General features: G+C 55.1%; 21 protein-coding genes. 19 read left to right on the forward strand and 2 right to left on the reverse strand.

Annotated features, from left to right (window positions below; all coding sequences use genetic code 11):
• Window position 1: 1 nt before the first annotated feature.
• The 4 genes from AC6I77_RS06935 to flgL all read left to right on the forward strand — a co-directional run bounded on the left by AC6I77_RS06935 (window position 2) and on the right by flgL (window position 4,827).
• Window positions 2–1,111 carry a flagellar basal body P-ring protein FlgI gene (locus tag AC6I77_RS06935; protein WP_003849879.1) on the forward strand — a complete coding sequence of 370 codons (1,110 nt, stop codon included), beginning with the start codon at window positions 2–4 and terminating at the stop codon, window positions 1,109–1,111.
• Complete coding sequence (gene flgJ, locus AC6I77_RS06940) at window positions 1,111–2,073, forward strand: flagellar assembly peptidoglycan hydrolase FlgJ (protein WP_003849878.1); 963 nt, start codon at window positions 1,111–1,113, stop codon at window positions 2,071–2,073. Before AC6I77_RS06935 ends, flgJ begins: the two co-directional genes overlap by 1 nt.
• 124 nt (window positions 2,074–2,197) lie before the next feature.
• Window positions 2,198–3,847, forward strand: coding sequence for a flagellar hook-associated protein FlgK (gene flgK / locus AC6I77_RS06945; protein ID WP_497816784.1), 1,650 nt, complete (start codon window positions 2,198–2,200; stop codon window positions 3,845–3,847).
• A gap of 14 nt (window positions 3,848–3,861) precedes the next feature.
• The gene (gene flgL, locus AC6I77_RS06950; protein WP_497816785.1) at window positions 3,862–4,827 is read left to right on the forward strand and encodes a flagellar hook-associated protein FlgL; all 966 of its coding nucleotides are present in this window, start codon (window positions 3,862–3,864) and stop codon (window positions 4,825–4,827) included.
• A 407-nt stretch (window positions 4,828–5,234) separates the two neighbouring features.
• Here flgL and rne read toward each other — a convergent pair whose 3' ends face one another.
• Window positions 5,235–8,687: a ribonuclease E gene (rne, locus tag AC6I77_RS06955; RefSeq protein ID WP_497816786.1), complete on the reverse strand. Its 3,453-nt coding sequence runs from the start codon at window positions 8,685–8,687 to the stop codon at window positions 5,235–5,237.
• Between the two features lie 573 nt (window positions 8,688–9,260).
• Between rne and rluC the strand changes: the two genes are divergently transcribed.
• Complete coding sequence (gene rluC, locus AC6I77_RS06960; RefSeq protein ID WP_003849873.1) at window positions 9,261–10,217, forward strand: 23S rRNA pseudouridine(955/2504/2580) synthase RluC; 957 nt, start codon at window positions 9,261–9,263, stop codon at window positions 10,215–10,217.
• Between the two features lie 13 nt (window positions 10,218–10,230).
• On the opposite strand, the gene AC6I77_RS06965 is transcribed toward rluC, so the two are convergent.
• Window positions 10,231–10,818 carry a Maf family protein gene (locus AC6I77_RS06965; protein ID WP_039661015.1) on the reverse strand — a complete coding sequence of 196 codons (588 nt, stop codon included), beginning with the start codon at window positions 10,816–10,818 and terminating at the stop codon, window positions 10,231–10,233.
• A 140-nt stretch (window positions 10,819–10,958) separates the two neighbouring features.
• Here AC6I77_RS06965 and yceD point away from each other — a divergent pair, with 140 nt between their 5' ends.
• The 14 genes from yceD (at window position 10,959) to ptsG (ending at window position 23,167) form a co-directional block, all read left to right on the forward strand.
• Window positions 10,959–11,480 carry a 23S rRNA accumulation protein YceD gene (gene yceD, locus AC6I77_RS06970; RefSeq protein ID WP_039661017.1) on the forward strand — a complete coding sequence of 174 codons (522 nt, stop codon included), beginning with the start codon at window positions 10,959–10,961 and terminating at the stop codon, window positions 11,478–11,480.
• Window positions 11,481–11,494: 14 nt separating this feature from the next.
• Entirely contained in the window at window positions 11,495–11,665 is a 171-nt protein-coding gene (gene rpmF, locus AC6I77_RS06975) for a 50S ribosomal protein L32 (protein WP_003849870.1), read from the forward strand.
• 25 nt (window positions 11,666–11,690) lie between these two features.
• Window positions 11,691–12,731, forward strand: coding sequence for a phosphate acyltransferase PlsX (gene plsX, locus AC6I77_RS06980; RefSeq protein ID WP_003849869.1), 1,041 nt, complete (start codon window positions 11,691–11,693; stop codon window positions 12,729–12,731).
• On the forward strand, window positions 12,732–13,685 hold the full coding sequence (locus tag AC6I77_RS06985) for a beta-ketoacyl-ACP synthase III (RefSeq protein ID WP_497816787.1): 954 nt from the start codon (window positions 12,732–12,734) through the stop codon (window positions 13,683–13,685).
• Between the two features lie 16 nt (window positions 13,686–13,701).
• Window positions 13,702–14,634, forward strand: coding sequence for an ACP S-malonyltransferase (fabD, locus tag AC6I77_RS06990; protein WP_003849867.1), 933 nt, complete (start codon window positions 13,702–13,704; stop codon window positions 14,632–14,634).
• Window positions 14,635–14,644: 10 nt separating this feature from the next.
• Window positions 14,645–15,379: a 3-oxoacyl-ACP reductase FabG gene (fabG, locus tag AC6I77_RS06995; protein WP_003849866.1), complete on the forward strand. Its 735-nt coding sequence runs from the start codon at window positions 14,645–14,647 to the stop codon at window positions 15,377–15,379.
• Between the two features lie 154 nt (window positions 15,380–15,533).
• Window positions 15,534–15,770, forward strand: coding sequence for an acyl carrier protein (acpP, locus tag AC6I77_RS07000; protein ID WP_003849865.1), 237 nt, complete (start codon window positions 15,534–15,536; stop codon window positions 15,768–15,770).
• A gap of 85 nt (window positions 15,771–15,855) precedes the next feature.
• Window positions 15,856–17,097, forward strand: a complete 1,242-nt coding sequence (gene fabF / locus AC6I77_RS07005; RefSeq protein ID WP_008925932.1) for a beta-ketoacyl-ACP synthase II — start codon at window positions 15,856–15,858, stop codon at window positions 17,095–17,097.
• A gap of 91 nt (window positions 17,098–17,188) precedes the next feature.
• The gene (pabC, locus tag AC6I77_RS07010) at window positions 17,189–18,004 is read left to right on the forward strand and encodes an aminodeoxychorismate lyase (protein ID WP_008925933.1); all 816 of its coding nucleotides are present in this window, start codon (window positions 17,189–17,191) and stop codon (window positions 18,002–18,004) included.
• Window positions 18,001–19,020 (forward strand): cell division protein YceG, encoded by a 1,020-nt coding sequence (yceG, locus tag AC6I77_RS07015; RefSeq protein ID WP_003849861.1) that lies wholly within the window; start codon window positions 18,001–18,003, stop codon window positions 19,018–19,020. Before pabC ends, yceG begins: the two co-directional genes overlap by 4 nt.
• Window positions 19,010–19,642, forward strand: coding sequence for a dTMP kinase (gene tmk, locus AC6I77_RS07020; RefSeq protein WP_003849860.1), 633 nt, complete (start codon window positions 19,010–19,012; stop codon window positions 19,640–19,642). Before yceG ends, tmk begins: the two co-directional genes overlap by 11 nt.
• The gene (gene holB / locus AC6I77_RS07025; RefSeq protein WP_078804279.1) at window positions 19,642–20,631 is read left to right on the forward strand and encodes a DNA polymerase III subunit delta'; all 990 of its coding nucleotides are present in this window, start codon (window positions 19,642–19,644) and stop codon (window positions 20,629–20,631) included. The genes tmk and holB overlap by 1 nt, the downstream gene beginning before the upstream one ends.
• An 18-nt stretch (window positions 20,632–20,649) precedes the next feature.
• On the forward strand, window positions 20,650–21,441 hold the full coding sequence (locus AC6I77_RS07030; RefSeq protein ID WP_003849858.1) for a metal-dependent hydrolase: 792 nt from the start codon (window positions 20,650–20,652) through the stop codon (window positions 21,439–21,441).
• A gap of 289 nt (window positions 21,442–21,730) precedes the next feature.
• Window positions 21,731–23,167, forward strand: coding sequence for a PTS glucose transporter subunit IIBC (ptsG, locus tag AC6I77_RS07035; protein WP_003849857.1), 1,437 nt, complete (start codon window positions 21,731–21,733; stop codon window positions 23,165–23,167).
• The last annotated feature ends 39 nt before the right edge of the window (window positions 23,168–23,206 follow it).

A 23,206-nucleotide genomic window follows, 5' to 3' on the forward strand; every position in this document is an offset into this window, starting at 1 on the left:
AATGAAAAAGTTAACGCTGTTACGCGCCGGGCTGGCGCTGCTGCTGGGCGTCAGCCTGCTGGCCAAAGCCGATTTGATTCGTGATTTAACCACGGTACAGGGCGTGCGTGACAACCAGCTGCTGGGCTACGGCCTGGTGGTGGGTCTGGATGGCACGGGTGACCAGACCACCCAGACGCCATTTACGACGCAGACAGTGAGCAACATGCTGTCACAGCTGGGTATTACCGTGCCTGCCGGCACCAACATGCAGCTGAAAAACGTGGCGGCCGTCATGGTCACCGCCAAACTGCCTTCGTTTGCCCGTCAGGGACAGACGCTGGATGTGGTGGTCTCCTCGCTGGGTAACGCCAAAAGCCTGCGTGGTGGCACGCTGTTAATGACGCCGATGAAAGGGGTTGATAACCAGGTTTACGCGCTGGCGCAGGGTAATATTCTGGTCGGCGGTGCCGGTGCATCAGCAGGCGGCAGCAGTGTTCAGGTTAACCAGCTGAACGGTGGACGTATCACCGGCGGGGCAACCGTAGAGCGTGAACTGCAGAGCAACTTTGGTACGCAGAACACCATCAACCTGCAGCTTAACAGCGAAGATTTCTCAATGGCACAGCGTATTGCTGATGCAATCAACGCCCGTGGCGGTTACGGCGCGGCACAGCCGCTGGATGCCCGTACTGTGCAGATCCGCGTGTCACCTAATAATGGTGCGCAGGTGCGCCTGCTGGCTGAGATCCAGAACATTAATGTGTCGATTCCGGTAGAAGATGCCAAAGTGATCATCAACTCCCGTACCGGCTCAGTCGTTATGAACCGTGAAGTGACGCTGAATCAGTGTGCGGTAGCCCAGGGCAACCTGTCGGTGACGGTTAACCAGCAGCAGAACGTGAGTCAGCCTGATACACCGTTGGCCGGTGGTCAGACGGTCGCGACGACGCAGACGCAGATCGATCTGCGCCAGACCGGCGGTGCGCTGCAACGTGTTAACGCCAGCGCCAACCTGAATAACGTGGTGCGTGCACTGAATGCGCTGGGTGCGTCACCAATCGAACTGATGTCGATTCTGCAGTCGATGCAGAGTGCCGGCTGTCTGCGTGCCAAACTGGAAATTATCTGATGGCTGACATGCAATCTCTGACAAGTTCGGCTTTTGACAGCCGCTCCCTGAATGAACTGAAACGCCAGGCCAGCAACGATCCGAAAGCACATGCGTTGCAGGTCGCGCGTCAGGTCGAAGGGATGTTTGTACAAATGATGCTGAAGAGTATGCGCGAGGCGTTGCCGCAGGACGGGATTATGGGCAACGAACAGACCAAACTTTTCACCTCGATGTATGATCAGCAGATTGCACAGGAGATGGGTAAGCGCGGCCTTGGCCTGGCGGAAACCATCGTCAAACAGATGCAGCCTGCCACCGCGCCGGATGAAAAAGCCGGTACGGTGCCGATGAAGCTGGATAACAGCTTTATTCTCAGTACCAGCGGGGCAAAACCCATGGCCGCGGAGCAGCTGGAGCAGATTGTGCGTAAGGCGATGCCGCGTCTGCCGCCGGTTGCGTCACCCACAGGCCTGCCCAGCGACAGCCGCGAGTTTATCGCCCAGCTGACGCAACCGGCGCAGGCAGCCAGTCAGCAGAGTGGCATTCCGCATCACCTGATTCTGGCGCAGGCTGCGCTGGAGTCGGGCTGGGGCCAGCGTCAGATCCTGACCCGCGACGGCAAACCGAGCTACAACGTGTTCGGGATTAAAGCCAGCGGCGACTGGAAAGGCGACACCACCGATATCATGACTACCGAATATGAGCAGGGTGAAGCGAAGAAAGTCCGTGCCAGCTTCCGTGTCTACAACTCTTATTTCGAGGCGCTGACTGACTACGTCAAACTCCTCACCAAAAACCCACGCTATGCGGCGGTGACCAACGCCACATCCGCGGAGCAGGGCGCGCAGGCATTGCAGGCGGCAGGGTATGCCACCGATCCGAAATATGCGCAAAAGCTGGTGGGAATGATTCAGCAATTCAAAAGTATGGGTGACAAAGTCGTCAAAGCGTACAGCCAGGATATGGGTGACCTGTTCTGATCATTGCGCCTCAAGTTTCACTTAAGCAAGCCGATAACATCCCTATAGCCAGATGCGTTTTCGCCTGCTGGCGCCCACTTTGATGTCTGCCAGCCCGGTTAACGGGGGAACGTAAGGAACCGAGATGTCCAGCATAATTAACTCCGCGATGAGCGGACTGAGTGCCGCGCAGGCCGCTCTGAGCACCACCAGTAACAACATTTCCAATTACACCGTGGCGGGCTATTCTCGTCAGACCACGGTGCTGGCGCAGGCAAACAGTACCCTGCAGGGCAACAGCTATTATGGTAACGGCGTGAATATCACCGGTGTACAACGTGAATATGATGCATTTATTGCCACGCAGTTACGCGGTTCCAGCGCGAGCTACAGCGCAGTAAGCACCCAGCACAGCCAGATTTCAAACATTGACGATCTGCTGTCGACTTCGACGACCAGCCTGTCAACCTCGCTGCAGGGCTTCTTTACTAACCTGCAGAACGTGGTCAGCAATGCCAACGATCCGTCAGCACGTCAGTCAATGCTCAGCAATGCACAGGGTCTGGTCAGCCAGTTCCAGACCTCGGCGCAATACCTGAACAATATGCAGAACAGCGTCAATGCAGACGTCGGTTCCAGCATCAAGCAGGTCAACACCATTACCAGCCAGATCGCCGATCTGAACAAGCAGATTGGCAAACTGAGTACCGCTAACGGTGCCGCTCCTAACGATCTGCTTGATAAGCGCGATCAGCTGGTGAATACCCTGAATAACGTAGTTGGCGTCACAGTGTCGCAGCAGGATGGCGGCTACACGGTCTCCATGGCGAATGGCCTGACGCTGGTAAACGGCGACAAATCTCACGATCTGGTGGCGATGCCTTCCAGCAGCGATCCGACACGCACTACTATCGGCTATGTCGATAAACAGGCGGGCAACGTCGAGATTCCGGAAAAGCTGATCACCACCGGCTCGCTGGGCGGTCTGCTGGCATTCCGTAGTCAGGATTTGGATCTGGCGCAGAACCAGCTGGGTCAGTTAGCAGCTGCGTTTACGACCAGCTTTAACGATGTTCACAAGCAGGGCTTCGACAGTAACGGCGATCAGGGCGTTGATTTCTTTAATATCGGCAGCCCGCTGGTGGTAAGCAACAGTAAAAACAGCACCGCCGCCTCCGTTACCGCTGAGTGGACCGATACCAGCGCGCTGAAAGCGACCAACTATAACGTCAGCTTTGACGGTACTAACTGGAGCGCCACCCGTGCCTCTGACAGCACCGCTGTGACCATTGCACAGGTTAAAGACGCCAGCGGCAACACCACGCTGAGCTTTGATGGTTTGAAGCTGACCGTTCCCGGCACGCCTGCACCGGCTGCTAAAGACAGTTTTCTGGTGAAGCCGGTCCAGAACGTGATCAACGACATGTCCGTCGCGATCACCAATGAATCTGAGGTCGCTGCTGCCGGTGCCGTTGGCGGTGAGAGTGATAACCGCAATGCGCAAAAACTGCTGAGTCTGCAGGATGCGAAGCTGGTCGGTGGCAACGCCACGCTGTCGCAGGCTTACGCGGCTATCGTCAGTAGCGTGGGTAACAAAACCAGTTCACTGCAGACCACCAGCGATACACAGAAAAGCGTGGTCAGTCAGCTGACCCAACGTCAGCAATCGGTCTCAGGCGTAAACCTTGATGAGGAGTACGCCAACCTGACTAAATATCAGCAATATTACATGGCTAATGCGCAGGTGCTGCAGACCGCCAGCACCGTGTTTAATGCATTGATCAATATTCGCTAAGGGCAGGAGATAACATGCGAATCAGTACAAATATGATTTTTGAGCAGCAGGTGCGTGGCATCACTGACTCACAGGCCTCCTGGCTGAAATCAGGCGAGGAGCTCTCCAGCGGCCGCCGTGTGAATAATCCTTCGGACGATCCCATTGCGGCGTCACGTGCTGTGGTGTTGTCACAAACCCAGCAGCAGGGCAAGCAATATGCGCTGGCGCGCACCTTTGCCGATCAGGGCCTATCTCTGGAAGAGAATACGCTGAAAGGTGTCACCGATGGGATCATTGCGGCGCAGGGGCTGATCGTTAACGGTTCAACCGGTACCCTGAGCGACAGTGACCGCGGATCGATTGCCACTCAGCTGGAGGGCATTCGCGCTCAGTTACTGAACCAGGCAAACAGCCAGGATGCCAATGGCCGCTATATTTTTGCCGGTTATAAAACCGACAGCGCGCCGTTTGTTGACACGGCAGGCAACGGCGTCAGCTACACAGGCGGTACCGAGGCAATCACCCAGAAGGTCGACACCAGCCGAACCATGACCGTAGGGCATACCGGTGACAGTATCTTTATGTCGATTTCCGGTAACGCTAAAAAAGAGCCGGATGGCAGCGCCAGCGAAACCAATGTGTTTACGATGCTGGACAGTGCCATTGCTGCATTGAAAGTGCCGCAGGATGATGCAGACGCTGCAACCAAACAGACCTTCCAGGATGCGATGGATAAAACCAACCGTGGCCTGGGTAACTCGCTGAATAATGTTTTAACGGTACGTTCTGAGATTGGTACTCAGCTTTCAGAGCTCGATACACTGAATGCACAGGGCGATGACCGCAGTGTGATCTATAACTCGCAGATGAGTGACCTGGTTAACGTAGATTTAACCGAGGCGGCGTCCAGCTATACCATGAAGCAGACAGCCCTTCAGGCGTCGTACAAGACCTTTACTGATATGTCCAAGATGTCACTGTTCCAGATGAATTCGTAGTCTGACCTGAAATTTTAGGCGTACTTTAACCGGATGCGCTTACTTTTCCCCACTCTCCCGTTAAAGGAGGGTGGGATTTTTTTTGCCTGCGATTCGGTTGATGGCGGGCGGGAACATTAGCTTTTAAACCAGGTTTCTGTGACAGCGGAAAATAATTCGCATGGTTATCCTGCTTTCACGTATTCACCGCACGGACTCCGGAATCACCCACCACAGCCCAATAGCCCAATAGCCCAACAGCCCAACAGTCCAACAGCCTACCTGCCGAAATGCCGGAGTAAACCTTCGTTGTTGCCTGAAGAGACCCCTGCAGAGACTGTTTATCCGTAATCCGGCTGGCGGGCAGAATTGCAGCCATAAAAAACCCCGGCTTTAAGGCCGGGGTTCGGTTCACAACAGCTTATGCGTTACGGCTTGGTTGCCGGTGCAGTGGCCTGATGGGTGGCGCTATGCGCTCCTGCAGAACCGCGACCGTCGAACTCATACGGTGCACGCACCCAATCACTGTGCGGAGCCGGTTCTGACTGCCAGACTGGCGCAGGCGCTTTGGTCATTGGCGCAGAAGCAAAATGCTTCCAGCGTGTACCGTCGTTCGGTACAGCTGCAGCTGCTGGCACAGATGCGTCGGCAGGCAATGACACTGCAGGTTCGGTCGCCTTCACAGGTTCCGCCGGCGCGATATCACGTGCAGCAACCGGAGCATGAGGTTCACGAACCGGTGCTGTTTCAGCCTCTGCTGCGACTGGCGCATTCAGCACTTCTTCAACCTCGGCTGCGATCTCTTCACTGACATCAGTGGCTGACTGCTCAGTAACGTCCGCAGGCTGTTCAACCTCTGATGATTGTGCAACCTCTGCAGGCTGTACCGTCTCAACAGCAGGTGTCATAACCGGCGCTTCAGTGACGGGTTCAGCAGGCACGGCTTCAGCCGCGACAGCGTCTGCTTTCACTTCATCGGCAGCCGGAACCACAGAAGGCTGTTCGTCAACCGGGGCGTCAATAGCACGGGTATCATCAGTGTTGACGACCGGCACTGGCGTTTCTGCCTGCGGCTCAGCATGCTGCACTGGCGCGTCCTGCACACCCGATTCCACAGCGGCAGCCACGGGCAGGCCATGGGTAGCCACTGCTGTTTCTTCCGCGCTGTACGCGGGTGTCTGGTGTGTCACATTCTGCACCTGCTCTTCGCTGGCCTGGCTCACCGGATAGCGAATCCAGACTTTACCAGAGGCCATCTCGGGAGACGCTGCTGCTGCGGCCAGAGGCATGGCTGACTGCGTCGGGTAACGCTCATCACGGTAACGACGACGACGCTGTCCGCTCACACGCAGATGGCGTGGCGAACGACGTGAGCGACGTGGCATATTGGCGTTATCACGGTTGTCGCTGTCATCCTGTTCGTCACTCTGCTGCGCCTGGAACTCAGGCTGCGGCTGTGCAACTTCAGCTGGCTGAGGCTGACGCACTTCGGTAGGCTGGACAAAGTCGCTGGCTTCGGCTGGCATAGGTTGACGATTATCATCAACACGCACCTTCTGGTTCAGCTGACGCGGCTTACGACGCGGCATAACCTGTACGCGCTCATCATCCTGCACCTCGGTCGCGTCCAGGGCTTCTGCGACCACTGCTGGCTGCTCAGCTACTTTGGCGGCTTCTTCACCGGCGCGTTTCTCTTCCTGACGACGACGCTGACGTTCAGCGCGCTGTTCACGGCGCTGTTGCTGCTGCTCATCACGCTGCTGGCGCGCTTCTTCGCTCAGTGCCGGACGCTCTTCGCGTACTTCACCTGACTGAGACTCACGCTTGTTGCGGCGGTTGTTATTATTGCCCTCGCGCGGCTCACGATTTTCACGTGGCTCGCGGCTTTCGCGCGGTTCACGGCTCTCACGCGGTTCACGACTTTCGCGAGGCTCACGGCCCTCACGCGACTGTGCGTTATCCCCGTTACGCGGCGTACGCTCACGACGATTGTTATTGCGACGGTTGTTATTGTTGCTGCGTCGTTCGCCACGACCGTTGTTGTTTTCCTGCTCACCTTCAGGCGCTTTTTGCGGTTCAGCAACCTCAGCGGTCACAGGTTTAGCAGCAGGCGCTTCTTCGCTGGCAAACATTTTTTTCAGGCCGCCAAGCAGACGCCCGAAGAAACCGGTGCTGGCCGTCGCAGGTGCAGCCACCGCAGGTTTAGCTTTTGCCGCTGGCTGAGCTTCAGCACGCTGCGCTTCCGGCTCAACTTCTACCGGAGCCGGCGGTGCATCAGGCATCACAAACGCGGCCAGAGCAGGCTGCTCAGGACGACGACGCTCTGCATGCTCTTCTTCCGACGGCATCGCCATTTCGGCTTCGTGCAGCTTCGGCAGATGATAGCTCAGGGTCTGGGTCTCTTCGCCTTTACGTACGCGCAGCACGGAGTAGTGCGGGGTCTGCATCTTGTCATCAGGAACGATGATTGCCCGCACGCCGCCCTGGCGTTTTTCAATCGCGTTGACCGCTTCACGTTTTTCGTTCAGCAGGTAGGAGGCAACCTGAACCGGAACAATAGCGTGAACTTCTTTGGTGTTGTCTTTCAGTGCTTCTTCTTCAATCAGACGCAGAATCGACAAAGCAAGTGACTCGTTATCACGGATGGTGCCGGTGCCGCTACAGCGTGGGCAAACGTGATGACTGGATTCACCTAATGATGGGCTCAGGCGCTGACGGGACATCTCCAGCAGGCCGAAACGCGAAATGTGGCTGATCTGAATACGGGCGCGGTCCTGACGAACAGCTTCGCGAAGACGGTTTTCAACTGCGCGCTGATGGCGTACCGGCGTCATATCGATATAGTCGATAACGATCAGGCCGCCCAGGTCACGCAGGCGCAGCTGACGGGCGATCTCGTCAGCGGCTTCAAGGTTAGTGTTGAACGCCGTCTCTTCGATGTCACCGCCGCGCGTTGCGCGTGCTGAGTTGATATCGATCGCGGTCAGCGCTTCAGTGCTGTCGATGACAATCGAGCCACCGGAAGGCAGGCGGACTTCACGCTGGAAAGCGGATTCGATTTGCGACTCAATCTGATAATGGCTGAACAGCGGGATTTCACCGGTGTAGAGCTTAATTTTGCTGCTGAAGTCCGGACGGCCCAGCGCAGCAATATGCTGACGCGCCAGTTCCAGAACCTTTGGATTATCGATAAGAATTTCACCGATGTCCTGACGCAGATAGTCGCGGAAAGCGCGGACAATCACGTTACTCTCCTGATGAATCAGGAACGGAGCAGGACGGTTTTCAGCGGCTTTCTTGATCGCTTCCCAATGCTTAAGACGGAAGCTTAAATCCCACTGCAGCGATTCGGCCGATTTGCCTACGCCGGCGGTGCGGACAATCAGTCCCATGCCTTCCGGCAGGTCAAGCGCCGACAGCGCTTCTTTTAATTCGGTACGGTCGTCACCTTCGATGCGGCGAGAGATACCGCCTGCACGTGGGTTATTCGGCATCAGGACCAGGTAGCTGCCCGCCAGAGAGATAAAGGTGGTCAGCGCAGCGCCTTTGTTGCCGCGTTCTTCTTTATCAATCTGAACAATAACTTCCTGGCCTTCACGCAGTACGTCTTTAATATTCGGACGACCATGCGCGTTATAGCTGGAGGGGAAGTATTCGCGGGAGATTTCTTTTAACGGGAGGAAACCGTGACGCTCTGCGCCGTAATCGACAAACGCAGCTTCAAGGCTGGGTTCAATGCGCGTGATTTTACCTTTGTAGATGTTGGCTTTTTTCTGTTCGTGTCCAGGACTTTCAATATCCAGATCGTACAGACGCTGACCGTCAACCAGGGCAACGCGCAACTCCTCCTGCTGAGTTGCGTTTATTAACATTCTTTTCATCGTGACTTACTCGTTATTCTTTCATGAGTGATTACAGCTGCGGGCATAATTACCCTGGACGAGTATCAACCGATGGCCCCGTGACTTAGTGCAATGTCGTCAACCTCACGGCTGTCGACCGCGCGAGGGGCGCAAATAACGTCGGTGGCCTGTTTTTCATAAGGGAAAACAGCACCAGATAGTGGAAATGCCTGAGAGAATAAAGAAAACCCGTGCATCCCATACTGCTGTCCAGGCCGCAACCCGCAGCCCGCTAAGTGCCTGATTTCGCATTACGTCTTACGCCATTGCTGCGTGTCTGCTCAATCCGGCAAAATGACAATTTCGCTCGGTTTCTGCCCTGAAATGCATCAGTTAGGAAACTCAGGCATTATTCCATTGCTAACCTTCATATAGCAAGGCGACTTTAGCCAGCTTGTGAAGTTTCTTTACATTTAACGCGTTAATGTGTCCGACAATGCAGCGCTTTGCTGAAAAAGCCAGCAGAGAGGCGACTTGTCGTCACACCAACTCCTGAGTTAAGCACAGAAAAAGGGGTGGCGCTATCAGGGGACACTATTTAGAATCGCCGCCATGAAAACAGAGAATCCCGGCGTACATTTTGTCGCCATCACGGCTGAAAATGCCGGACAACGCATTGATAACTTTTTGCGCACCCAGCTTAAGGGTGTGCCAAAGAGCATGATTTATCGCATCGTACGCAAAGGCGAGGTGCGGGTGAATAAAAAGCGCGTTAAGCCAGAGTACAAGCTGGAGGAGGGCGATGAGGTACGCATTCCGCCTGTTCGGGTAGCGGAACGCGATGAAGACGCTGTTTCCCCTAAACTGGCGAAGGTTGCCTCACTGGCTGATGCCATCCTGTTTGAGGATGAGTCGCTGCTGGTAATGAATAAGCCTTCCGGTACCGCCGTGCATGGGGGCAGCGGACTTAGCTTTGGCGTCATTGAAGGGTTACGCGCCCTGCGACCTGAAGCGCGCTTTCTGGAATTAGTTCATCGCCTCGATCGCGATACCTCAGGTATTCTGCTGGTTGCTAAAAAGCGCTCGGCGCTGCGTTCTCTGCATGAGCAACTGCGTGAAAAGGGCATGCAGAAAGATTACCTGGCTCTGGTGCGCGGTAACTGGCCCTCACATCTGAAGGTGGTTCAGGCACCGCTGCTGAAAAACATCCTGCAGAGCGGAGAGCGTGTTGTGCGCGTCAGCAGTGAAGGCAAGGCGTCGGAAACCCGCTTTAAAGTGGAAGAGCGGTTCGACTTTGCCACCCTGGTAAAAGCGAGTCCGGTCACCGGACGCACACATCAGATTCGCGTTCATACACTGCATGCAGGGCATCCCATCGCCTTTGACGATCGTTACGGCGAACGTGACTTTGACAGTCAGCTGGCCTCAACCGGATTAAAACGGCTGTTCCTGCACGCAGCGGCGCTGACCTTTACCCATCCTGGCACGGGCGAAGTAATGCGGGTCGAAGCGCCACTCGATGACGGGCTGAAGCAATGCCTGAATAAACTGCGTCAGATGAAGGCGTAACGGCTCTCCGGTATCAGTCCGTTAAAGGATTGATACCGGCCTGCTGCAACATCTCATTCAGCGCAATCAGCGGCAGCCCAATCAGCGTATTGGGATCGCGGCCCTCCAGTCGATCAAACAGACAAATTCCCAGTCCTTCACTTTTAAAACTGCCGGCACACTGCAGCGGCTGTTCTTTTTCCACGTATCCAGCGATTTCGGCGTCGGTTAAGGTGCGGAAATGCACCACAAAGGGCTCACAGCACTGCAGCAGTCTGCCACTGGCCGGATGAAAAAGGGCCAGACCGGTATAGAAGGTAATGGCTTTACCGCTGGCGGCATGCAGTTGCGCGCATGCATTCTCCGCCGTGTGAGGCTTTCCGGTGATCCTGCCATCCAGCACGCAGACCTGATCCGAGCCGATGATCCAGTGGCTGGGCCAGGTTTTTGCCAGCGCCTGCGCTTTTGCCACGGCCAGGCGTGTTACCAGCGCTTCGGCGGTTTCACCTGGCACGGGGGACTCATCAACCTCCGGCGCGGCGATCATAAATGGCAAGCCAAGCTTATGCAGTAAAGCCTGCCGGAAGGGCGACGTTGAAGCTAAAAGAATCGATGGTGTCATTTTTTTTCAATAGTGATAGCGAATTGGTGGCAGTCATTTTAAACTGTGCGCCGCACTGGATGCGAATAGTGGTTGAAAGATGCTGTTTAACGGCCTTTTTCTTTGACTCTATGACATTACAAAGTTAATATGCGCGCCCTATGCAAAAGGTAAAATTACCCCTAACGCTGGACCCTGTCCGCACCGCTCAGAAGCGCCTTGATTATCAGGGTGTCTACACATCTTTACAGGTGGAGCGTGTGGCCGAGTCGGTCGTTAGTGTGGACAGTGATGTGGATTGTGCCATGTCGTTTGCGGTTGATAACCAGCGTCTGGCGGTACTGACGGGTACTGCTGAAGTACAGGTGACGTTGCGTTGTCAGCGCTGCAACCAGACCTTTCCCCATCACGTAAAAGTGAGTTACTGCTTCAGCCCTGTCTCTTCTGAAGAGCAGGCCGAAGCATTACCGGAAGCGTACGAGCCGGTCGATGTCAACGAGTTTGGTGAGATCGATTTGCTGGCGGTTGTCGAGGATGAACTGATTCTCGCGCTGCCGGTCGTTCCGGTGCACGATTCTGAACACTGTGAAGTGTCCGAGGCGGACATGGTCTTTGGTAAACTGCCTGCAGAGGCGGAGAAACCAAATCCATTTGCCGTATTAGCCAGTTTAAAGCGTAAGTAATAGGAGTAAGGTCCATGGCCGTACAACAGAATAAACCCACCCGTTCTAAGCGTGGTATGCGTCGTTCGCACGATGCGCTGACCACTGCTGCTCTGTCAGTAGATAAAGTTTCTGGCGAAACTCATCTGCGTCACCACATCACTGCGGATGGTTACTACCGCGGTCGCAAGGTTATCGTTAAGTAAGTTTCTTGCTTAGCAAGGCGATACCTTGACACGTTTGACCCTGGCGATTGATGCCATGGGCGGGGACTTCGGTCCCTGCGTGACAGTGCCTGCAGCATTGCAGGCACTGGCCTCTCATTCGGAACTTTTCCTTCTTCTGGTCGGCAATCCCGACACCCTCATGCCATTGCTTGCCAAAGCGGATTCCTCCCTGACGGGGCGTTTGCAGGTTATCCCTGCCGAATCGGTTATTGCAAGTGATGCGCGGCCTGCTCAGGCCATCCGGAACAGTCGCGGCAGTTCAATGCGTGTCGCGCTGGAGATGGTCAAAGAGGGACGTGCACAGGCCTGTATCAGCGCCGGTAATACCGGTGCACTGATGGGGCTATCAACACTCTTATTAAAACCGCTGGACGGTATCAAACGCCCGGCGCTGATGTCCGTTTTACCGCACCAGCAGCAGGGTAAAACGGTGGTACTGGATTTGGGCGCGAATGTTGACTCAGACAGTGCCATGCTGGTGCAGTTTGCTGTGATGGGGTCGGTAATGGCTGAGCATGTGCTTGGTATTTCACGGCCCCGTGTCGCGTTGCTCAATATTGGTCATGAAGAGACTAAAGGGCTGGAAACTATTCGCGATGCCGCAGTAGTACTGCGAGAATCACCGCAAATCAACTATATTGGTTACCTCGAAGGCAATGACCTGCTTACCGGTAAAACGGATGTGATGGTCTGTGACGGTTTTGTCGGAAACGTCACGCTGAAGACAATGGAAGGCGTGGTAAGAATGTTTCTTTCTCTGCTGAAGTCATCAGGGGAAGGTAAAAAACGGTCATGGTGGCTGACGTTGCTGGGACGCTTAATCCAGAAACGCCTGGCGAAGCGCTTCGGGCAACTCAACCCTGACCAGTACAATGGCGCTTGTCTGTTAGGATTGCGCGGAACAGTGATCAAGAGTCACGGCGCAGCAAATCAACACGCTTTCGCCGTGGCGATAGAACAGGCAGAGCAGGCGGTGAGGCAGCAAATTCCCGAGCGAATTGCTGCGCGCCTTGATGCTGTATTAGCCAGGAGTGACAAAGCCTAGATGTATACCAAAATTATCGGTACGGGCAGTTATCTGCCCAGCCAGGTTCGCACCAATGCCGATCTGGAAAAAATGGTGGAGACGTCGGACGAGTGGATTGTGACCCGTACGGGCATCCGTGAGCGCCGCATTGCTGCGCCTGACGAAACCGTCGCCACCATGGGATTCAGTGCGGCGCAACGCGCCCTTGAAATGGCCGGCGTTGACGCGAACGAGATTGGGCTGATTATTGTCGCCACAACCTCTTCCAGCCACGCCTTCCCAAGCTCCGCCTGCATGATCCAGCAAATGCTGGAGATCAAAGACTGTGCGGCATTTGACCTTGCTGCCGCCTGTGCAGGTTTTACCTATGCGCTGAGCGTGGCCGATCAATACATTAAAAATGGCGCGGTTAAACACGCTCTGGTGATTGGTGCTGATGTTCTGGCGCGCGCGCTGGATCCTGAAGATCGCGGTACCATCATCCTGTTCGGTGATGGTGCCGGTGCGGTCGTGCTGGGTCAACGCGAAGAGCAGGGGATTATCTCAACTCATCTTCATGCTGATGGTCGCTATGCCCAGTTGCTGACGCTGCCTTATCAGGATCGCGCTCATCAGGATCAGCCTGCTTATGTCACAATGGCAGGCAACGAAGTCTTCAAAGTCGCGGTTACCGAGCTGGCTCACATCGTTGACGAAACGCTTCAGGCCAATAATCTCGATCGCGAAATGCTGGACTGGCTGGTGCCGCATCAGGCTAATCTGCGCATCATCAGTGCCACCGCGAAAAAACTCGGTATGACCATGGATAAAGTGGTCGTTACACTGGATCGTCACGGCAATACCTCTGCCGCATCGGTGCCAAGCGCACTGGATGAAGCGGTTCGTGATGGCCGCATCAAACCCGGACACCTTATTTTGCTGGAAGCCTTTGGTGGTGGATTCACCTGGGGTTCTGCGCTGGTTCGCTTTTGATTGACAGGAACGAAAGATGACGCAAATTGCATTTGTTTTTCCAGGTCAGGGTTCACAGACCGTGGGCATGCTGACTGAATTAGCCGCGACCTATCCGCTGGTTGAAGAGACCTTTCGTGAAGCCTCGGACGCGCTGGGATATGATCTGTGGCAGTTAGTGAGTCAGGGTCCGGCTGAAGAGCTGAATAAAACCTGGCAGACTCAGCCTGCATTGCTTGCCGCCTCGGTGGCTATCTATCGTGTCTGGCAGCAGCAGGGCGGTCAACAGCCAGTCCTGATGGCCGGTCACAGCCTGGGTGAATACTCTGCGCTGGTTTGCGCCGGTGTGCTCAGCTTTGCTGATGCCGTGAAGCTGGTTGAGCTGCGCGGCAAACTGATGCAGGAAGCCGTGCCAGAAGGTACTGGCGCGATGCAGGCGATTATTGGCCTGGATGACGCAGCTATTCGCAAAGCCTGCGAGGAGAGCGCGCAGGGACAGGTGGTTTCACCGGTTAACTTCAATTCGCCGGGCCAGGTGGTCATTGCGGGTAACAAAGAAGCCGTTGAGCGTGCAGGTGCTGCCTGTAAAGCCGCGGGCGCTAAACGTGCCCTGCCACTGCCCGTCAGCGTGCCTTCCCACTGCGCACTGATGAAGCCCGCAGCGGATAAACTGGCGGTCGCGCTGGAAAACATTACGTTTGCTGCGCCTGCGGTGCCAGTGATTAATAACGTCGATGTGAAAGCAGAAACCGATGCTGCGGCAATCCGGCATGCGCTGGTTCGTCAGCTTTACAGCCCGGTTCGCTGGACTGAGAGTGTGGAAGCGATGGCAGAACAGGGCGTTACGCAACTCCTGGAGATGGGTCCAGGTAAAGTCCTGACCGGTCTGACGAAACGTATTGTCGATAGTCTGACAGCGGCTGCCGTTAACGATACAGCATCCCTGACAGCTGCACTCGGTAAGGAATAAGAGGAAAATCATGAGCTTTGAAGGTAAAGTTGCGCTGGTTACCGGCGCGAGTCGCGGCATTGGTCGTGCGATTGCAGAAACCCTGGCGGCACGTGGTGCTAAAGTTGTGGGTACTGCAACCAGCCAGAATGGCGCCGACGCCATCAGTGCTTACCTTGGCGACAAGGGTAAAGGCCTGTTACTGAATGTGACAGATGCTGACTCCATCAGCAGCGTTTTAGAGAATATTCGCGCGGAATTTGGCGAAGTGGATATTTTAGTCAATAATGCAGGCATTACGCGTGATAATCTCCTCATGCGCATGAAGGACGATGAGTGGGAGGATATCTTAGATACTAACCTCACATCGGTATTCCGCCTTTCTAAGGCGGTCCTGCGTGCCATGATGAAAAAGCGCGTGGGCCGTATCATCACCATTGGTTCCGTTGTTGGAACCATGGGTAATGCGGGCCAGGCAAACTACGCGGCAGCTAAAGCGGGTTTGATTGGTTTTAGCAAATCACTGGCGCGCGAAATCGCGTCACGTGGCATTACCGTCAACGTCGTGGCTCCAGGCTTTATTGAGACTGACATGACGCGGGCACTGAACGAAGATCAACGTTCCGGTATTTTGGCGGAAGTCCCTGCGGGTCGCTTAGGCGATGCACAGGAAATCGCCAATGCTGTCGCATTTTTAGCCTCTGACGAAGCAGCCTACATCACAGGTGAAACGCTGCACGTCAATGGCGGAATGTACATGGTCTGATAAATCACGAAATCATTTGCTTTATTTGCGGTTAAAACCGCAAAATAACGCAAAATCGTGGTTCGACCAGCCGGGATTTTGTTGCATCTTTTTCACCATTTTATACACTACGAAAACCATCGCGAAAGCGAGTTTTGATAGGAAATTAAATAGTATGAGCGATATCGAACAACGCGTTAAGAAAATCATCAGTGAGCAGCTGGGTGTGAAAGAGGAAGAAGTCACCAACTCTGCATCTTTCGTAGAAGACCTGGGTGCCGATTCTCTTGATACCGTTGAGCTGGTGATGGCTCTGGAAGAAGAGTTTGACACTGAGATTCCAGACGAAGAAGCTGAGAAAATCACTACCGTTCAGGCAGCGATCGACTATATCAATAGCCATAAAGGCTAATGAATATCTTCAGGCGGTCGCTCGACCGCCTGATTTTTTTGTTTGTCCCACATAGTTCCCTATTTCCCCTCCCTGGAGGACGAACGTGTCTAAGCGTCGTGTAGTTGTGACTGGTCTTGGCATGTTGTCTCCTGTCGGCAATACCGTAGAGTCTACCTGGAGTGCTCTCCTTGCCGGTCAGAGCGGCATTACCCTGATCGACCATTTTGATACCAGTGCTTATGCAACGCGTTTTGCAGGTCTGGTAAGAGGTTTTAATTGTGATGACTACATCTCGCGCAAAGATCAGCGCAAGATGGATGCCTTCATCCAGTACGGCATTGTAGCCGGTATGCAGGCCATGCAGGACAGTGGTCTGGTTGTCACCGACGAAAATGCAGGCCGTGTTGGCGCGGCAATTGGCTCCGGCATCGGTGGTTTAGGTCTGATTGAAGAGAATCATACTTCACTGGTCAACGGCGGTCCGCGCAAAATCAGCCCATTCTTTGTGCCTTCAACCATCGTTAACATGGTGGCGGGGCATCTCAGCATCATGTATGGCCTGAAAGGTCCAAGCATCTCTATCGCGACAGCCTGTACCTCTGGTGTGCACAACATCGGTCATGCTGCACGTATCATCGCTTATAACGATGCTGACGTGATGCTGGCGGGTGGCGCAGAGAAAGCCAGTACGCCATTAGGCGTGGGTGGTTTTGGTGCAGCACGTGCCCTCTCAACCCGAAACGAAAACCCGCAAGCGGCCAGCCGCCCGTGGGATAAAGATCGCGACGGTTTTGTGCTGGGTGACGGTGCCGGCATTGTGGTTCTCGAAGAGTACGAGCATGCGAAGAAGCGTGGCGCAAAAATCTACGCTGAAATCGTAGGTTTTGGTATGAGCAGCGATGCCTACCACATGACTTCACCACCAGAAGATGGTTCAGGTGCCGCGGCGGCCATGATCAATGCGCTGCGCGATGCCCAAATGACGCCAGAGCAGATTGGCTATGTCAACGCGCACGGTACGTCCACGCCAGCGGGTGATAAAGCGGAAGCGCAGGCGGTGAAATCGGTCTTCGGGGCAGCGGCCAGCAGTGTGATGGTCAGCTCAACCAAATCAATGACCGGGCACTTGCTGGGTGCCGCAGGCGCTGTTGAAGCGATTTACTCGATTCTGGCACTGCGCGACCAGGCTGTTCCTCCGACTATCAATCTCGACAATCCGGATGAGGGCTGCGATCTTGACTTCGTACCTCACACCGCGCGTCAGGTTTCTGGTCTGGAATACACGCTGTGTAACTCTTTCGGATTCGGCGGAACCAACGGTTCATTGATTTTCCGTAAAGTGTAATCGTTGCTGATTGCTAAAAAGGCCCGCGATGCGGGCCTTTTTTTATCCTGCAAAATGCGGTGAAATCAGAGGTCACGCTCAGGAGAGAACGATGTGGATTAACGGGTTCAGACAATCGACAGTGGCCGCCAGCGACCGCGCACTGCAGTTCGGCGATGGCTGTTTTACTACCGCCGCCGTGCGTCAGGGTAAAATTGTGATGCTGGAAAGCCATATTCAGCGCCTTAAAGAGGGCTGTGAGCGGTTATGGATCGCTGGCGTCGACTGGCATCAGCTTGAGACCGAGATGAAGCAGGCCGCTTATGAACAAACCCAGGCGGTGCTGAAAGTGATTATCAGCGCGGGCAGCGGCGGGCGGGGTTACAGCCGTCGCGGCTGTGGTGAACCTGTGCGAATCGTCTCTCTGACCGCCTGGCCACAACACTACACCGATATACAGCAGCGTGGTGCCCGACTCCGGCTTAGTCCGATTCGTCTGGCGCGAAACCCGCAATTTGCCGGTATCAAGCACCTGAACCGCGTGGAGCAGGTGATGATCCGGGCTCATCTTGACCAGACAGACGCCGACGAGGCGCTGGTGCTTGACACTGAAGGTTGGGTGGTGGAATGCTGTGCGGCCAATTTATTCTGGCGTCAGGGCACGCAGATTTTCACGCCCGATCTCTCGGCATCGGGTGTCGATGGCATTATGCGGCGGAGTCTTATGGCGCAACTTGCTGCCGCAGGTCAGGCTTGCCAGATAGTGAAAAGCGAACCGGCGCAACTGCTGGCCGCCGATGAAGTGGTGATATGTAACGCGCTGATGCCGGTTCTGCCGGTCCGACAGATAGAAGCGGTGCAGTTTACTGAGCGCTCGCTGTTTAAGCAGCTGCTGGCAAGCTGTGAACAAATAATGGATGCATCATGATTCGAAGTAAAAAGATTCTCGTCAGCCTGCTGGCAATCGTCGTTCTCGCAGCGGTGCTGAGTTACTGGCAGGTTAAGCAGTTTGCTGCCACCCCATTGACGCTGAAACAGGAAACGATTTATACGCTGCCTGCCGGCACGGGGCGGGTTGCGCTTGAAGCGCAGCTGGAAGAGCAGAAAATTATTCCCCACAGTATCTGGTTTGGTGCGCTGCTGCGTCTGGAGCCGGAACTGGCGACCTTTAAGGCGGGCACTTATCGCCTTGAGCCAACCATGACCGTACGCTCGCTGTTACAGCTGCTGGCCAGCGGCAAAGAGGCGCAATTCCCGGTGCGGTTCGTCGAAGGTCAGCGGCTCAAAGAGTGGCTGAGTGAACTGCGTAAAGCGCCCTACATCCGGCACACCCTGAAAGACGATCAGTTCGCCACCCTGGCCAGCGCACTCAAGGTGGAGCCTGAACAACTGGAAGGCAACTTCTTCCCGGATACCTATCTCTACACGGCGAACACCACCGATATGGCGCTGTTGCAGCGGGCGCATGATCGGATGAAAAAGACCATTGATGCGGTGTGGCAGGGACGGGCGGACAATCTGCCCTATAAAACGCCACAGGATATGGTGACGATGGCCTCCATCATTGAGAAAGAGACCGGTGTCAGCGAAGAGCGCGCACGTGTCGCCTCGGTGTTTATTAATCGCCTGCGCACGGGAATGCGGTTACAGACCGATCCCACCGTCATCTATGGCATGGGTGACAGTTATAACGGCACGCTGACCCGCAAAGACCTTGAAACCGCCAGCGCGTACAATACTTACACGATTAACGGGCTGCCGCCTGGCCCGATTGCCATGCCGGGCAAAGCGTCACTTCAGGCAGCAGCGCATCCTGAAAAAACGAACTATCTCTACTTCGTTGCAGACGGGAAGGGTGGACATACGTTCACCACCAACCTTGCCAGCCATAACAAAGCGGTGCAGATTTACCGGCAGACACTGAAGGAAAAAAATGAACAGTAAGTTTATCGTCATTGAAGGCCTGGAAGGCGCCGGAAAGACCACTGCGCGTGATGCTATTGTTGCCACGCTGCGCGCCCGGGGCATCAACGATCTGGTCTTTACCCGTGAACCGGGCGGCACGCCGCTGGCAGAACAGCTGCGGACACTGGTCAAGCAGGGGATTGAGGGTGAGCAGGTTACGGATAAAGCAGAGCTGCTGATGCTCTATGCAGCGCGCGTTCAGCTGGTGGAGACCGTCATCAAACCTGCGCTGGCTCGCGGTGCCTGGGTGATTGGCGATCGACACGATCTCTCTTCTCAGGCTTACCAGGGCGGCGGTCGGGGACTCGACAGTGAACTGATGCAGACGCTGCGTGATGCTGTCTTAGGCGATTTCCGTCCCGACCTGACGCTCTATCTGGATGTGACACCTGATATTGGTCTCCAGCGTGCCCGTGCACGTGGCGAGCTGGATCGTATTGAGCAGGAGTCATTGCGCTTCTTTGAGCGCACCCGCGCGCGCTATCTGACGCTGGCAGCAGACGATCCCACCATTCTTACCATTGATGCCACTCAGTCGCTGGAAGAAGTGACCGCGTCACTTAAAGCGACGCTGGATAGCTGGCTGGCGGAGCAGGCGTGATGAACTGGTATCCGTGGCTGAATCAGCCTTACCGTCAGGTGATCAGTCAGCACCAGGAAAATCGCGCGCACCATGCGCTGATGATCCAGGCGATGGCGGGCATGGGCGATGAGGCACTGGTCTGGGGAATGAGCCGCTGGCTGATGTGCCAGCAGCGGGATGGCCTGAAAAGTTGCGGAGAGTGCCACGGTTGTCAGCTGATGCAGGCCAACACCCATCCTGACTGGTATCGGCTTGAGGCAGAGAAGGGCAAAAGTACCCTGGGCATTGATGCGGTGCGTCAGGTGACGGAAAAGATGTATCACTTTGGTCAGCAGGGCGGCGCGAAAGTGGTCTGGCTGCCAGATGCTGCGCAGCTTTCGGAAGCCGCAGCTAACGCACTGCTGAAAACCCTTGAAGAGCCGCCTGCCAACAGCTGGTTCTTCCTCAGCAGCCGTGACCCCTCACGCCTTTTGGCCACGCTGCGCAGCCGCTGCATGACGCTTCATCTGACACCGCCGGACGAAGGACAAAGTCTGCTTTGGCTGAAGAAGCAATCCTCCCACGATGAACAGATGCTGCTGGCAGCGTTGCGCCTGGGCGCGGGCGCACCCGGAGCGGCACTGAGCCTGCTGGAAACCGGACCGTGGCAAGCCCGTCAGAAGCTTTGTGACGCGCTGCCCGCTGCGTTACAGCAGGACATCCTGCAACTGCTGCCTGCACTGAACGCGGACGACGCGGCCGCACGTATCGGCTGGCTGCTCTCGTTATTGCTGGATGCCATGAAATGGCAGCAAAATGCGGGACAATGGCTGAGTAATATTGATCGCCAGGATGTGGTGCAGCTCCTGGCCGGTTACTTTTCCGCCAGTGCGCTCAACAGCAGCACCCAGGCATGGATGCGCTGTCGTGAGCAGTTACTGCATGTGGCGTCAGTCAATCGCGAATTATTGCTGACCGATCAGCTCCTGAGCTGGGCGGACCTACAGAAGCCCGCGCTGGTCGGCTAAACCTACCTGAGAGTAATTATGTTTATTGTTGATTCCCATTGCCATCTTGATGGCCTGGATTATGAAAAGCACCACCGTGACCTTGATGATGTGATCGCTAAAGCAGCAGCGCGTGATGTGAAATTTATGCTGGCTATTGCCACCACGCTGCCGGGTTTTCACACCCTGAAAAGTCTGGTTGGCGATCGAAAAAACATTGCGCTCTCCTGCGGCGTGCATCCGCTGAATCAGGAAGAGGCCTATGACGTGGAGGAGTTTCGCCGGCTCTCTGCCGATCCTCAGGTCGTGGCACTGGGTGAAACCGGGCTGGATTATCATTATCAGCCAGAGACCAAAGATCAGCAGCAGCGCTCATTCCGGGAACATATCCGTACTGGCATCGCGCTGAATAAACCGATTATTGTTCATACCCGGGATGCACGCGAAGATACGCTGGCGATTTTGCGTGAAGAGCAGGTCGAGCGTTGTGGCGGCGTGCTGCATTGCTTCACCGAGGATCAGCCCACCGCCGCAAAGCTGCTGGATATGGGCTTTTACATCTCATTTTCCGGTATTGTCACCTTCCGCAATGCTGAACAGTTACGCGAAGCTGCGCGTTATGTGCCGCTGGACAGGATGCTGGTGGAAACGGATTCACCTTATCTGGCACCCGTGCCGTATCGCGGTAAAGAGAATCAGCCCGCTTATACGCGCGATGTTGCCGAATATCTGGCCGTATTAAAAGGCGTGGATATGGAAACGCTGGCCGCTGCCACCACTCAAAACTTTTCAACGCTGTTTCATATCCCCATGAGTAAGCTGGGCGGCTAACCGTCTTTTATTTCACTCACTGTAATTAATCTGCAACCTGCTTATATGACCCTGTCTATTCAGCCAGGGTCAGCTTTTTATCGTCGATTACTCGTGCGGATCAGTCAGAAATTTCGTAAAGTGCGCGGCTCTGTTTGTTGAAACGTGATAGCCGTCAAAGTAACAATTCGGGATTTATTTTACCCTTCGTAATAAATCAAAAGGCGGTCACCGCCAGCCCGGCAAAGAATCCTCCCTCTTTGCCACGCGCTCTGCGCAAATATGCACTCATACTCAGGAGCTTCACGCTATGTTCAAAAATGCTTTTGCCAACCTTCAAAAGGTCGGTAAATCGCTGATGCTGCCGGTATCGGTTCTGCCGATTGCCGGTATTTTGTTAGGGGTCGGTTCAGCCAATTTCAGCTGGTTACCAGCAGTGGTTTCCCATGTAATGGCAGAAGCGGGTGGATCGGTGTTCGCCAACATGCCACTGATTTTTGCTATCGGCGTGGCGCTGGGCTTTACTAACAACGACGGCGTTTCGGCACTGGCCGCCGTTGTCGCGTATGGCATCATGGTGAAAACCATGGCGGTCGTTGCACCGCTGGTGCTGCATCTGCCAGCGGCAGAGATCGAGGCGAAACACCTCGCCGATACCGGGGTGCTGGGCGGTATCATCGCCGGTTCCATCGCCGCTTACATGTTCAACCGCTTCTACCGCATCAAGCTGCCAGAATATCTGGGCTTCTTTGCCGGTAAACGCTTTGTGCCGATTATCTCTGGCCTGGCGGCGATTGTGCTGGGTGTGCTGCTCTCCTTTATCTGGCCACCCGTCGGTGCTGCGATTCAGGAGTTCTCACAGTGGGCGGCCTATCAGAACCCGGTTGTTGCCTTTGGTATCTACGGCGTTGTTGAGCGCGCGCTGGTGCCATTTGGTCTGCATCACATCTGGAACGTACCTTTCCAGATGCAGATTGGTGAATATACCAATGCGGCAGGTCAGGTATTCCACGGCGACATCCCACGTTACATGGCAGGTGACCCGACCGCAGGTAAACTCTCAGGTGGCTTCCTGTTCAAAATGTACGGTCTGCCAGCGGCCGCGATTGCTATCTGGCATTCAGCGAAACCTGAAAACCGTGCCAAAGTTGGCGGCATCATGATCTCTGCTGCGCTGACCTCATTCCTGACCGGTATCACCGAACCGATTGAATTCTCATTCATGTTCGTGGCGCCGATTCTGTATGTGATCCATGCGCTGCTGGCAGGTCTGGCCTTCCCAATCTGTATCCTGCTCGGAATGCGTGATGGCACCAGCTTCTCACACGGTCTGATCGACTTCATCGTGCTGAGCGGCAACAGCAGCAAAATCTGGTTGTTCCCGATTATCGGCATCATCTACGGCCTGGTTTACTACACCGTATTCCGCGTTCTGATTGCGAAACTGGATCTGAAAACGCCTGGCCGTGAAGAGAGCAGCAGCAGCGAGCAGTCTACCGCGACCGGAACGGAGATGGCGGGCAAACTGGTAGCTGCGTTTGGTGGTAAAGAGAACATCACCAACCTGGATGCCTGTATCACCCGTTTACGTGTCAGCGTTGCTGATGTAGCGAAAGTGGATCAGTCTGAACTGAAAAACCTCGGCGCTCGTGGCGTGGTGGTTGCGGGTTCCGGTGTACAGGCAATTTTCGGAACCAAATCCGATAACCTGAAAACCGATATGGATGATTACATCCGCAGCATGTAATCATTAAGAGATGAAAAAGCCCCGCTAAGCGGGGCTTTT

The organism is Pantoea sp. X-Soil-ISGK-259 (assembly GCF_059730705.1).